Source organism: Rhizobium sp. TRM96647 (assembly GCF_025780115.1).
Classification (GTDB): Bacteria; Pseudomonadota; Alphaproteobacteria; order Rhizobiales; family Rhizobiaceae; genus Mycoplana.
This window is the reverse complement of the sequence record NZ_JAOXHF010000007.1, coordinates 1-13,483: the sequence shown is the minus strand read 5'-3', so window position 1 is coordinate 13,483 and position 13,483 is coordinate 1. Positions and strand designations below refer to the sequence as shown.

The 13,483-nt window shown below is 65.3% G+C and carries 10 protein-coding genes; 1 reads left to right on the top strand and 9 read right to left on the bottom strand.

Annotated elements, in window-relative coordinates; translation table 11 throughout:
- The first annotated feature begins 125 nt into the window (after positions 1-125).
- Positions 126-2,018, top strand: coding sequence for an LTA synthase family protein (locus OCK02_RS14215; protein ID WP_412178840.1), 1,893 nt, complete (start codon positions 126-128; stop codon positions 2,016-2,018).
- Positions 2,019-2,385: 367 nt separating this feature from the next.
- Here the strand turns inward: OCK02_RS14215 and OCK02_RS14210 are convergent, their stop codons facing one another.
- The 9 genes from OCK02_RS14210 to OCK02_RS14170 form a co-directional block, all read right to left on the bottom strand.
- Positions 2,386-2,733: an RcnB family protein gene (locus tag OCK02_RS14210; protein WP_263813635.1), complete on the bottom strand. Its 348-nt coding sequence runs from the start codon at positions 2,731-2,733 to the stop codon at positions 2,386-2,388.
- 133 nt (positions 2,734-2,866) lie between these two features.
- A complete protein-coding gene (locus tag OCK02_RS14205) occupies positions 2,867-4,489 on the bottom strand; it encodes a glycoside hydrolase family 43 protein (protein ID WP_263813634.1) in 1,623 nt (540 codons plus the stop codon).
- Positions 4,490-4,592: 103 nt separating this feature from the next.
- Positions 4,593-5,624, bottom strand: a complete 1,032-nt coding sequence (gene mgrA / locus OCK02_RS14200) for an L-glyceraldehyde 3-phosphate reductase (protein WP_263813633.1) — start codon at positions 5,622-5,624, stop codon at positions 4,593-4,595.
- 83 nt (positions 5,625-5,707) lie between these two features.
- Positions 5,708-6,925: a Gfo/Idh/MocA family protein gene (locus OCK02_RS14195; RefSeq protein ID WP_263813632.1), complete on the bottom strand. Its 1,218-nt coding sequence runs from the start codon at positions 6,923-6,925 to the stop codon at positions 5,708-5,710.
- A gap of 11 nt (positions 6,926-6,936) precedes the next feature.
- Positions 6,937-7,698, bottom strand: a complete 762-nt coding sequence (locus OCK02_RS14190) for a sugar phosphate isomerase/epimerase family protein (protein ID WP_263813631.1) — start codon at positions 7,696-7,698, stop codon at positions 6,937-6,939.
- A gap of 49 nt (positions 7,699-7,747) precedes the next feature.
- Positions 7,748-10,219, bottom strand: coding sequence for a beta-mannosidase (locus tag OCK02_RS14185; RefSeq protein WP_263813630.1), 2,472 nt, complete (start codon positions 10,217-10,219; stop codon positions 7,748-7,750).
- A 207-nt stretch (positions 10,220-10,426) separates the two neighbouring features.
- Entirely contained in the window at positions 10,427-11,515 is a 1,089-nt protein-coding gene (locus OCK02_RS14180) for an ABC transporter ATP-binding protein (RefSeq protein ID WP_263813629.1), read from the bottom strand.
- A 4-nt stretch (positions 11,516-11,519) separates the two neighbouring features.
- The gene (locus tag OCK02_RS14175; RefSeq protein ID WP_263813854.1) at positions 11,520-12,416 is read right to left on the bottom strand and encodes a carbohydrate ABC transporter permease; all 897 of its coding nucleotides are present in this window, start codon (positions 12,414-12,416) and stop codon (positions 11,520-11,522) included.
- A gap of 37 nt (positions 12,417-12,453) precedes the next feature.
- On the bottom strand, positions 12,454-13,383 hold the full coding sequence (locus tag OCK02_RS14170; RefSeq protein WP_230805174.1) for a carbohydrate ABC transporter permease: 930 nt from the start codon (positions 13,381-13,383) through the stop codon (positions 12,454-12,456).
- Positions 13,384-13,483: the final 100 nt, after the last annotated feature.

The following is a 13,483-nucleotide window of genomic DNA, read 5'->3' as shown; positions in this document are numbered from 1 at the left end:
TATCCCCACACAACGGGCATTCATCCCCTGTTCAAGATCACAACGATATGACAATTGAGCGAAAGTTTTATGACATTTCGGAGTAGCGCGTGAGAACCTCAGCCCCGGCCGTTTCGGTGACAGCAGTGCAAGAGACGGTCGTTTCCGAGGTCGCGGACGCGCGCCGCCTTGCGATTGCAGCGACCGCCGTCCGCTCGGTCGCGCTGACCTTCGTCTTCGCCTTCGTCACCGTTGCCGCCGTCGAACTGATCACGCGCCAGTCCACCGGCGCCACGTTCACCTTCCTCACCACCCTGGCGCAGCCGGGCTGGACCACCTGCGGCCTGTTCTTCCTGGCGCTCCTGGCGCTCGACGGCCTGATCGGCCGCCAGCACAAGGCGATCCTGATCCTCGGGCCGCTCGCCATCCTGCTGGCGCTGACCTCCGAGCAGAAGCAGATCTTCCTGACCGACCCGCTCTATCCGACGGACCTCCTGTTCGGCCGCCAGATCATGGAACTGATGCCGGCGCTGGTCCGCGACCGGCCCTGGACCGCCGTCGGGATCGTCATCGGGGCGATCGCGGCGGCCGGCGCCCTGATCTCCCTGTGGGTCTTCGCCTGGAAGCGTTTCCGACAGCTGACCCTGACGCAGCGCGCCCTCAGGCTGGCGCTCGCCGTTCCGCTGCTGGCCGGTTTCGGCTCCATCCTCGACTACAACCAGTATTCCCCGGTGCGCGACCGCCTGCAGGTCTTCCCGATCATGTGGGACCAGACCGAGAACTACCGCCACAACGGCTTCATGCTCGCCTTCGCCATCAACGTGCCGATGGCGAACGTGAAGGCGCCCGCCGGCTATTCCGCCGATGCGATCGACCACATCAACCAGGAACCGCTGCCGGCCGGTACCAGCCACCGCGGCAAGCCGGACGTCATCGTGGTGATGAGCGAATCGCTCTGGGATCCGACCCGGCTGTCCAACGTCAAGCTCAGCCCCGATCCGATGCCGCTCATCCGCAAGAGCGAATCCGGGGCGATCTTCTCGCCGGAATTCGGCGGCCTGACGGCGAATGTCGAGTTCGAGGCGCTGACCGGTTTCTCGAACGCCTTCCTGCCGACCGGCAGCATTCCTTACCAGCAGTATGTGCGCGACCCGATCCCCTCGCTTGCGACCTTCTTCCGCGGCGAGGGCTACACGGCCCGCGCGATCCACCCCTTCGCCGGCTGGTTCTGGAACCGCACCTCCGTCTACAAGTCCTTCGGCTTCGAGACCTTCAAGACCGAAGAGACGATGCCGCCCATGACCAAGCGCGGGATCTTCGCCTCCGACGAGGACCTGACCCGGGAGATCATCCGCCAGGCCGATGCCCAGCAGGACCCGTTCTTCTTCTTCACCGTCACCCTGCAAGGCCATGGCCCCTACGAGGCCAACCGCTACGCGAAGAACACGATCAAGGTCGAAGGCAGCCTTCCCTATGCCGACAACCAGATCCTTTCGACCTATGCGCAGGGCGTCAAGGAAGCCGACGACAGCCTGAAGATGCTGATGGACTGGGCGAAGAACCGCGACCGCGAGACGATCATCGTGGTCTTCGGCGACCACCTCCCGCCGCTCAACACGGTCTACACCTCCACCGGTTACATGAACAACATCACGGCCGAGCGCCGCGGCCCGGTCGAGCAGATGAAGCGCGAGCACGAGACGCCGCTCGTCGTCTGGTCGAACAAGACCGGCGTCAGGGAGGAGATCGGCACGATCAGCCCTGCGCTGCTGCCCTATCACATCCTCAAGGAAGCCGGTTACGAGCATCCCTACTACACCGGCTTCCTCGGCCGGGTGCAGGAGCGCTACGACATAATCGACCGCTACCAGCTGATCCGCAGCGACGGCAACGCCACGACCGACTGGTCGCGCAAAAAGACCATCGACCCGCTGGTCCGCGACTACCGCTTCCTGCAGCACGACATCATGTTCGGCAAGCGCCGCGGCCTGGACCGCTTCTTCCCCGCCCACGCCGGCGTGGTCGGCGCCGCAAGCTGACCGGCATCGGCACGGCCGCTGAACCGCCCTCCCTTTTTGCCGGAACAGGCCGGCAGTGCTGAGAGGACGTGACAGCGAGAACGGGACAGCACGTGCCGTCTCCCCAGGCCGCTGGCAGAACCTTGTTCCAGTCGTCCTATCCTTCGCACCGACCGCATAGTGTGCGTCATGCCAGACGAGATCCGGACTCCAGTGCGCGCAAGTCCTTGCGTGAGGAAGAGATCTTTTGCGCCGCAGACGCGGCACTGCCGGCCCCCGGATCAAATCCGGGGTGACGGAAGGAAGAGGAAGTGCCGAAGGAACGGGTGGGCTGACAAACGGAAAAGGGCGGCCTGAGCCGCCCTTCCCTCTCGAATATTCAGACCGTTCAGTTCGCCGCGACCAGTCCGACGATCAGGCCGGTCGCGGCGCTGATCAGCAGGAACTGGTTGTCGACCCGTACCCACTGCTCGCCGCGGCGCGGCGCATGCAGGTGGTGGCGACGGTAGTCGCGGGCGTTGATGATCTGCCGCCGTTCGGCGCGCGACAGCTTGTTGCCCTTCGCCCAATGACGCTTGCGGACGACCGTCCGCTTCTCGACCACCACCTTCTTATGCACCACGCGCTTGTCGACATGGTGATGCTGGGCCGGATACCGGTTGTCACGGGCCTCCGCCACCGAGAAAGACGTGGCGAGAACCGAGGTCGCGATCAGGGCTGCAAAGAGCTTTTTCATGGGTGTCTCCTTTCGTCTGGACACCCCCTTGATACGGCTCGGCCGATGAACGGAAACTGAAAATAAGATTAAACTTATGTAATGTAATCAGCCGTTTACGAGCAGAAAATAGAGTAGAGAACAAACATGATACCTACCCGTTGGCCGCCCCGCCCCGATACGTGAAGCGCTCGAAATCGGCGACTTGCGCGCGACCGGACGTGTCGAAGGCGAACATGCCGGCAAAGGCACCGGTGAAGGACCCGTGCTCGCCGCGCCCGCCCTCGTCCGATACCACGCCCGCATCCAGCACCGGACCGATCTCGTTCCAGCCGCCATCGTCGGCCTGCCGCCAGAAGAACTGCAGATCGTTTCCCCGCACGTCCATCGAGAGCGCGACGGCACCCTCGCCGACCGGCACGCCGCCGGCGAGAGGAAACACCAGCCGCCCGTTCACATGGTCGCCCGGGCAGGACAGGATGGTCAGGACGCGCCCGAGGGTCTCATGCAGCGTCAGCCCGAGCGCATGAAACTTGTGGCGGTTGTAGTAGTGTACGAGGCCAGCGACCTGCTGGTAGCTGGCCGGCCGGAACGCCAGCACCGTCTCGGCGGAAAAATCGTGGTGTTCCTGCCGCCGGGCCACGAGCGACTGCTCGAACCAGCTGCCGATGCTCTCGCGGCCGAACAGCCGGAGGAAGCCGGGACGCTCGACAAGCGAGAACAGCCGCTCCGGCTTCGGTGTACGCAGCCACTGGAAATCGTCCGGCAGCGCGGCTTCGTCGAAGCGATAGGCGACCTCGGACGCCCGCCCGGCAGCCGGCATTGCGAACGGTGCCACAACCTCGACCTGCGGCACCGGCCCGCCACCGTCGAGATAGAGCCAGTCGTCCTCGCGCCAGACGCATTTCTGGATCGCCGTCTCTCGCCCCAGCGTACAGCGCCCCTTCGGCGGCAGCGGACGCCCGGTCAGGTGCGTGTGATAGGCCTGCCCGTCGGGCGTCTCGACATACTGGCCGTGCCCCGCCCGCTGCAGTTCCGCCTCCGGATGGTCCTTGGACGTGATCAGGTGCACGTCCGGATGCATCTCGTAGGGCCCGTCGATGCTGCGCGAACGGGCCATGGTGACGGCGTGGTCGTAGCCGGTGCCGCCCTCGGCCGTCGTCAGGTAGTACCAGCCGTTGCGCTTGAAGAGATGCGGCCCCTCGACCAGCCCGAGCGGACTTCCGGCGAAGATGTTCCTCACCGGTCCGACAAGCCGCCTTTCCGCCGGGTCCCATTCCTGCAGCAGGATGCCGTCGAAGGCGGGAGACTTCGGCATGCCGCCGTAGCTCTCCGTGCGATGGTTCCACTGCATGTTGAGGAACCACTTGCGCCCGTCATCGTCATGGAACAGCGACGGATCGAAGCCCGAGGAGTTCACGTACACCGGATCGGACCATTCCGCATCGATCGTCGGCGCCGTGACGATGTAGTTGTGCGCGTCCTTGAAGTTCCCGTCGAAGCGCTTGACGTCGGTGTAGACCAGCCAGAACTGTCCGTCGGCATGGGAGAGGCAGGGGGCCCAGACGCCGCAGCTGTCGGGATTGCCGCGCATGTCGAGCTGGCTCGCCCGCTCCAGCGGCCGGCGTACCAACCGCCAGTTCACCAGGTCGCGGGAATGGTGGATCTGCACGCCCGGATACCATTCGAAGGTGGAGGTGGCGATGTAATAGTCCTCGCCGACGCGGCAGATCGACGGATCCGGATTGAAGCCCGGCAGGATCGGATTGCAGATCACGTGGTTCTCCTCCCCGGCAGGCAACATGCGGCCTGCTGTACGTACATCAGAAATGTCTTTGAAAGAGGCCGCCCGACTTGTTCCGGGCGGCCTCTCGCTTCCGTCAGACCAGTTCGGCCGAGCGCGCCCACAGATTGATGTCCGCCTCGCGGGCGTAGGTGTCGATTTCCCCCAACTCCTCGGCGGTGAAGTCGGGCCGGTCCAGCGCCCTGACGCAATCGACGATCTGCGCGGCGCGGCTGGCTCCGATCAGCGCCGAGGTGATCCGGCCGCCACGCAGCACCCAGGCGATCGCCATCTGCGCCAGCGTCTGGCCGCGACGCTCGGCGATCGCGTTCAGCTTGCGGATGTTCTCGATCGTCTCCGGCCGGATGAAGTCCTTCTTCAGGAAATGGTTCTGCGCCGCCCGGCTGTCGCCGGGGATGCCGGACAGGTACTTCGTCGTCAGCATGCCCTGCGCCAAAGGCGAGAACACGATCGAGCCGATGCCGAGTTCGTCCAGCGTATCCACGAGCCCGTCCGTCTCGATCCAGCGGTTGAGCATCGAATAGCTCGGCTGGTGGATCAGGCAGGGCGTGCCGAGCGCCTTCAGGATCGCCGCCGCCTCGCGCGTGCGCTGCGAATTGTAGGACGAGATGCCGACATAGAGCGCGCGCCCCGAGCGGACGATATGGTCGAGCGCGGCGCAGGTCTCCTCGAGTGGCGTCTCCGGATCGAAGCGGTGCGAATAGAAGATGTCGACATAGTCGAGCCCCATCCGCTTCAGGCTCTGGTCGCAGGAGGCGATCAGGTACTTGCGGCTGCCCCACTCGCCATAGGGCCCGGGCCACATGTCGTAGCCGGCCTTCGACGAGATGACCAGTTCGTCGCGATAGCCCGCGAAGTCGGTGCGCAGGATCTCGCCGAAGGCGGTTTCCGCCGAACCCGGCGGCGGCCCGTAATTGTTGGCGAGATCGAAGTGGGTGATGCCGAGGTCGAAGGCGGTGCGGCACATCTCGACCTTGCGCTCGTGCGGCGTGTCGCCGCCGAAATTGTGCCACAGGCCGAGCGAGATCGCCGGCAGCTTCAGGCCGGAGCGTCCGAGGCGGTTGTATTTCATGGTCTCGTAGCGGTTTTCCGCGGGCTGCCAGGCCATGGCTGTCCTCCATTTCATGTCTTGGGCGGGAATGGATACTCCCGCCCGTGTCGTTCCCGCAAGATGCAGACTTGGCAGCCCGGCTATTCCGCCGCCGCTTCGACGGCCGGCGCGGCGATATCGTCGCGAAGGAGCGCACGCGCCTCCTCGATGCCGAGCGCTTCCGGCTGGGTGCAGGTGGTGACGATGTCGATCGCCCGCCCCTCCTCCGCAGAGCGCAGGATCGCCGTCAGCACGTCGATCGTATGCAGCGAACGGTCGAGCGAGCAGCGATAGTCGCGCCCGGTCGCGACCGCCGCCATCATGTCGGCAAGTCCGATACCGCGGTAGTTCGCCTGCACGCCCCAGTCGAAGGTATAGTTCTTCGCCGTCAGCGGATGATCCCAGACCTCGACCGCCTTCGGCTCGCGGTCCATGCCCGCAACCTCGACCGCGCCCCCGAAGAAATTCGGATCCGGCACGAAGATCGCACCCTCGGTGCCGTAGAGCTCCATGTTCTGGTGGCGGTGCGCCCACACGTCCCAGCTGCTCATCAGGGAGATCTGCGCACCGTTCTCGAATTCGAGCACCGCATGGATGTTCGTCGCAACGATCACCGGCACCTTCTCGCCGGCACGCGGACCGTTGCCGATCGTCCGCTCCTCCCGCGCCTTGTTGGCGAGCGCCACCACGCGTTTGACCGGTCCGACGAGGTTGACGAGGTTGTTGACGTAGTAGGGTCCCATGTCGAGGATCGGCCCGCCGCCCGGTGCGAAGAAGAAGTCGGGGTTCGGGTGCCAGCTCTCCATGCCCGGGCCGAGCACATGCGCCGTACCCGACATGATCTTGCCGATGCTGCCGCTGTCGATCAGGTAGCGGGCAAACTGATGGGAGCCGCCGAGATAGGTATCCGGCGCCGATCCCACCTTCAGGCCTTTTGCCTCGGCGATGCGGCGCAGGTCCTCGCCCTGCTCCAGCGTCAGCACGAAGGGCTTCTCCGAATAGACGTGCTTGCCCGCCTCCAGCGCGCGCCGGGAGACCGGATAGTGCGCTTCCGGCACCGTCAGGTTCACGACGACGTCGACGGCGGGGTTCGACAGGAGATCGTCGATTTCCTGCGCGGCCACGCCGAATTCCTCCGACCGGGCCTTCGACGCCGCCGGATTGATGTCGGCGCAGGCGACGAGCCTCAGGTTCCGGTAGAGCGGGATCAGCTTGAAATAGGCACCGGAGATGTTCCCGCAGCCGATGATGCCGACGCCGTACTCTTCCGTCCCGTGTTGCTGGGTCCCGGATTGTTGGGTCCCGGATTGTTGGGTCATGGTGTCCATCCTCAGAATGCCTTGATCGTTGCGATGGACCGTTCGGCGAGCCGCTTCAGGTCCTTCGGATTGTCGTGCTCGACGATGAAGTACCGCGCCGTGGTTCCCGCCAGCACCTTCATCAGTTCGCCCCAGGGCAGCGTGCCGTGGCCGACATCCGCCCATCCGTCCTCTTCCGCGTTCTCGCCCGCCGGTGCGATGTCCTTGACGTGGACGGACGTGATCCGGTCGGCATATTTCCTGATCCACGCCACCGGATCGGCGCCGCCGCGAACGATCCAGGCGATGTCGGCCTCCCAGGAGAGGTCCGGCCCGCCGGCGAAGATGTGGTCCTGCGGAAAGCTGCCGTCCGGCAGCGCGACGAACTCGAAATCGTGGTTGTGCCAGCCGAAATCGAGCCCTGCCTTGCGGTAGGGCACCGACGCCTTCTGCAGCCGCTCGCCGAAGGCGCGCCAGCCCTTCGCCTCGCTCGGGCGATCCTCCGGCATCAGATAGGGGCAGTAGATCGCCTTGATGCCGAGCGTGCGGGCGATTTCCAGCACCCGTTCGGGCTCGTTCTCCAGCATGTCGATGCCGAAATGGGCGGTCGGCATGGCGAGCCCGTTCCGGTCGAGCTCGGCCTTGGTCGAGGCGATCGCGGCGCTGTCGAGCGCGGCGTAGAGCGCGCCGTATCCCTCCACCTGGCTGTAGCCCGCCTGCGAGACGAGGCGGAACACGTCCGAGAAGGGCTGGAAATTGCGGGCGCTATAGAGCTGGAAGCTGACTTTCTGCACTGGGTTTGCTCCTGGGAATGGCACGCGGGGACGCGGCACAGGTTGAAGTCTAGCCGTCCGAACCGGACTGGCAGGAATGAAGATCCAAGGCGTGGAAGGCGGGTCTCTCGCCGGCCGCAAGCGGCTGCGCGGGCGAAAAGGCCAGCCGTTTCTCCTCGCCTGCGAGAAGATCGAAGGCATTGTCGGACCAGCGCCCTGCAACGTTTGCCTCGACCATCACATGAAGGGCGAGCCCCTGCGCGGAGACCGTGACGTCGAAGGTTCCGTCCACGCCCGGCGCGGCGGTGAGCGCCAGGCCGGACGGTACAAGGTCGAGCGCCTTGTAGGGCACCGGCGAATGGTGTCCGCTGCCGCTCATGCCGTTCGATGCCTGGAACGACCAGAACAGCACCGCGTCCTGAGGTATGTCGCTCGCATCGATCGAAAGAAGCGTCTCCGCCCGGTCGGGCCCGCAGGTCCCCGAAACGGTCCGGAAGGCGCTCGCCTCTCCGGAAAGGCTGACCAGCCGGCTTACGAACGACACCTCGACCGCCTCTGCCGTGTCATTCACCACCGAGACATCGATGCGCTTGCCGTCCTTCGACGGGATGGCGGCGACGGCCACCGGCTGGAAGAAGCGGCGCGCCATGTAGTGCATCGCCTTCCATCCCCCGCCGTGGTCGAGGCTCGACCAGGAGGCGACCGGCCAGGTGTCGTTGAGTTGCCAGTAGAGCGTGCCCATGCAATGGGGCTTGAGCGAGCGCCAGTATTCGACCGCGGTGCGGATCGCGAGCCCCTGCTGGATCTGGCTCAGATAGACGAAGCCCGGAAAATCCTTCGGGAACCGGAAGCTGCGGAACATGGTCGCCGCGATCCGCTCGTTGCCGCCGGCGTTCTTCTGGTGCCACTCCATCACCGGCGAGGCGATGTTGAGGTCGCCATCTGCGGCAAACGTCCGGATCGCCGGCATCGACGTGTAGGACTGGAACCCGAACTCCGAGCAGAAGCGCGGCCGGACGCTGCGATAGTCCTCGAACGGCTTGTTCTCGTGCCAGACAGACCAGTAGTGCATGTCGCCCGAACCATCGGCATGCCAGGCGTCGCCGAAATCGATAGGGCCCGAGGCCGGGCTCGACGGCCACCAGGTCGCGCCGGGCGCGGCCTTCTTCAGCGCCAGCTCGATCGTGCGGTTCAGCCGGTCGTAGGAGACGAGGTAGCGGTCGCGGTCCCTGCGCGAGACGTCGAACCAGCCAAGCGCGCCGACGAGCTCGTTGTCGCCGCACCAGAGCACGATCGAAGGATGCGACGACAGCCGGCGCACCTGGTAGTCGACCTCGGCGGCCACGTTGTCGAGGAATTCCGGCGTCGAGGGATAGAGGTTGCAGGCGAACATGAAGTCCTGCCAGACCATCAGCCCCATCTCGTCGCAGAGATCGTAGAACCAGTCGGGCTCGTAGAAGCCGCCCCCCCAGACGCGGATCATGTTCATGTTGGCATCGACGGCCGATTGCAGCAGGTCGCGCACGCCCTCGCGGGTGACGCGGGAAAAGAGCGCGTCCGCAGGGATCCAGTTGGCGCCGCGGCAGAAGACCTCGCGGCCGTTGATCCGCAGGGCGAAACGGCTCCCCGCCTCGTCCCGGTCGGTCAGGTGCTCGGCCTGGCGGAAGCCGACGGTGCGCGACACCGTCTCCGTCGGCGTCTCCACCGTGACGCGCGACAATGGCTGCCCGCCGCTGCCGGCCGGCCACCAGAGGTCCGGATCGTCGACGTGGAAGAGGTGCGTCAGCACCGTCTCGCCGGCATTGACGCCGATGTCGAGCCGTACCCGCTCGCCGTCGAGCGAAAAATGCACCGGCAGGATGCCGGGCTCCTCGGCATGGAAGGTGGCGGTGACGTAAAGATCGACCGAACCATCGGCATGGTGGAACTGCCGGGTGGTCACGTGCTCGATGCGCGCGATCTCCAGCCTGCGCAGCACGATCGGCTCGTAGATGCCGAGCGGGGCGATGGCGAGGTTCCAGTCCCAGCCGAAATGGCATTGCGGCTTGCGCAGCATATTGCCGTTGGCGATCGGCGAATTGCCTTCGTGCCAGGGCACGAAGAAGGGCTGTTCCGCCTGCCGGGCCGCCGCTGCCGCCACCGCCGAGTGGATGACGACGCGGACGTGGTTCTCGCCGGCCTTCAGCGCCTCGGTCACGTCGGGCCGGTAGCGGCGGAAGCAGTTGTCGGTATCCTGCACCAGAACGCCGTTCATATAGACGGAAGCCACCGTGTCGATGCTGCCGATGTCGAGATACCAGCCTGCCTCCAGCATCTCCGGCTGCACCAGGAAGGTCCGCTCCATCGCCCAGTCGGCCTCCGCCACCCAGCGCGCCTCCAGCTCGTTGCGTCCGACATAGGGGTCGGCGACGATCCCGGCGGCCATCAGCGCCGAATGCACGTCGCCGGGCACGGCAATCGCAGCCGCATGCTCGCCCGCAACCGTCGAGAGCCGCCAAGTGCCGGAGAGGTCGATGGATGTGATGTCAGGTCTTACGGTCATCGGTTCGGTCTCAAGAATCTTGTTTTCCTGCGGAAGTCCGCCCCCCTCTGCCCTGCCGGGCATCTCCCCCTCACGGGGGGAGATCGGACTGTGGCACTGCCTCGCCACGCGTCGATAATGAGAAGGAGCGGTGATCGCGCGCCTCTCGCGATCTCCCCCCTTGAGGGGGAGATGCCCGGCAGGGCAGAGGGGGGGTAATTCTCCCCCTCAGATCCGCTCCTCCGTCGCAGCGTCGAACAGCGAGGCGAGCGTCATGTCGAACGTCAGTCGCACTTTCGTGCCCGGGCTGAAGCGGCGCGCGCCGGCGGTCCGCACGGCCATCGTATGCCCCGCATGCTTCAGCCACAGGAGGTTGTCCGCCCCCATCGGCTCCTCGATGTCGACCACGGCCTCGTGCAGTTCTCCGCCCGCTGCCGCCTCGTCCACCGCCACATGCTCCGGCCGCACGCCGAGGACCACCTTGCGGCCGGGCACAAGCGCCTCGCCGGCCTTGTACCCGTGAAGCGAGAACGTGACGCCGCCGGCCGCGAAAACGGGCTTGCCGTCCGCGCCGGCGGCGATCTCGCCCTTCAGGAAGTTCATCGACGGCGAGCCGATGAAGCCTGCGACGAACATGTTGTCGGGCGCGTTGTAGATCGTGTTCGGATCGGCGAGCTGCTGGATGACGCCGCCCTTCATGATCGCGATGCGGTCGGCGAGCGTCAGCGCCTCGATCTGGTCGTGCGTCACATAGATCATGGTGTTCTTCAGCGACTGGTGCAGCCGCTTGATCTCGACGCGCAGCTCCGAGCGCAGCTTGGCGTCGAGGTTGGAGAGCGGCTCGTCGAACAGGAACACGTCGACGTCGCGCACCAGCGCCCGCCCGATCGCCACGCGCTGCCGCTGGCCGCCGGAAAGCTCCGAGGGTTTGCGTTTCAGCAGCGGTGCGATCTGCAGGATCTCGGCGGCGCGCGCCACCCGCTTGTCGATCTCGCCCTGCGGCATCTTCGCCACCTTCAGGCCGAAGGACAGGTTCTTCTCCACCGTCATCTGCGGATAGAGCGCATAGGACTGGAACACCATGCCGATGCCACGGTCCTTCGGCTCGTCCCAGGTGACGTTGCGGCCGTTGATGAAGATCTGCCCGTCGGTGATGTCGAGCAGCCCGGCGATGCAGTTGAGCAGGGTCGACTTGCCACAGCCCGACGAGCCGAGCAGCACCAGGAACTCGCCCTCCTGGATATCGAGATTGAGCTGGTCGAGGACGGTGACCTGGCCGAAGCTCAGTCTCAGGTCTTTCACGGAAACGCTGGTCATGCGCTTAGCCTTTCACGGCGCCGGCGGCGATGCCGCGGACGAACAGCCGGCCGGAGACGAAGTAGACGAGGAGCGGAACGGCGCCCGTCAGGATCGTCGCGGCCATGTTGACGTTGTATTCCTTCACTCCCTGGACGGAGTTGACGATGTTGTTGAGCTGCACCGTCATCGGGTAGTATTCCGGCCTTGTGAACACGACCCCGAACAGGAAGTCGTTCCAGATGCCGGTGACCTGCAGGATCATCGCCACGACGAAGATCGGCAGCGACATCGGCACCATGATCTTGAAGTAGATCCCCCAGAACCCGGCGCCATCGACGCGCGCTGCCTTGAACAATTCCTCCGGCAAGCCGGCGAAATAGTTGCGGAACAGAAGCGTCAGGATCGGCATGCCGAAGATCGTGTGCACGATGACGAGGCCGGAGAGCGAGCCGTAAAGCCCGATTTCGCGCAGCACGATCACGATCGGATACAGCATCACCTGGTAGGGGATGAAGGCGCCGACGATCAGGATCGTGAAGAAGATGTCGGCGCCCTTGAATCGCCAGTTGGACAGCGCATAGCCGTTGATCGAGGCGACAGCGATCGAGATGATCGTCGACGGCACGGTGATCATCACCGAATTCCAGAAGCCGCGCGACAGCCCGTCGCAGTTCAGCCCCGTGCAGGCGCTCGACCAGGCCTTCACCCAGGGCTCGAAGGTGATCTCCAGCGGCGGCGAGAAGATGTTGCCGACGCGGATCTCCGGCATGCCCTTCAGCGAGGTGACGATCATCACGTAGAGCGGCAGTAGATAGTAGGCCGCAGCCACGAACAGCGTGCCGTAGACGACGATGGTGCGGGTCGACACCAGCCGGCGGGGCTTCGCGCCCCTCGGCCCGGCCTCCCACGCGGCGGGCATTTCCGACAGGTGAGCGGTCTTCTTCAGTTGGCCACGATCAGACACGCTTGCGCCCTCCCGAAAATTCCAGATAGGCCCAGGGCACGATGATGATCGCAACCGTGATCAGCATCATGGTGGAGGCGGCAAAGCCCTGGCCGAGGTTCTGCGCCTGGAACATGTAGTCGTAGACGTATTTCGCCGGCACCTCCGAGGCGATGCCCGGCCCGCCGCTGGTCTGGGCGACGACGAGGTCGTAGACGCGGACGATGCCGCTGGCGATGATGACAAGCGTAGTGACAAAGACTGGCCGCATCATCGGGATGACGACGAAGAGATAGGTCTTCCACATCGGGATCCCGTCCACCCGCGACGCCTTCCAGATGTCCTCGTCGATGCCGCGCAGTCCGGCCAGCATCAGGCACATGACGAGCCCGGTCCCCTGCCAGAGTGCGGCGATCAGGATGCCGTAGATGACGATGCTGGAATTATAGAGCGGATCGAAGGAGAAGCCGGCCCAGCCCATGGCGCGCACCACCGACTGGACGCCGTGCTCGGGGTTCAGCAGCCATTGCCAGACGAGCCCGGTGACGATGAAGGACAGCGCGAAAGGATAGAGGAAGATCGTCCGGAACGTGTTCTCGAAGCGGATCTTCTGGTCCATCAGCGCGGCCAGCACAAAGCCGATCACCATGCTGAAGATCAGCGAGAAGATGCCGTAGATCGCGAGATTCTCGATCGACACGAGCCAGCGGGGCGCCGCCCACAGGCGCTCGTACTGGTCGAGGCCGACGAACTTGAGGCGCGGCAGGAGCTTCGAGCTCGTGAACGAATAGAGCACCGTCCAGAGCGTCCCGCCGAGAAAGACGACGACGGCGGTCAGCATCATCGGGATGGATGCGATCTTGGCACTGAGGTTGCGCGTCAGGCGGCCCGGCCGCCCGGGATGCGCGCGAGTGGTCGCTCGACCCGTCGCTTGTCCCGTCATGGGTGTCTCCTCTCCGGTCCTGCCTCTCTTCGCCGCGGCACGGCAGCGTTGCCGTGGCGCCCGCCCCCGCCCGCGCCCGGCGCCGGCGCGGGCCGGGCGC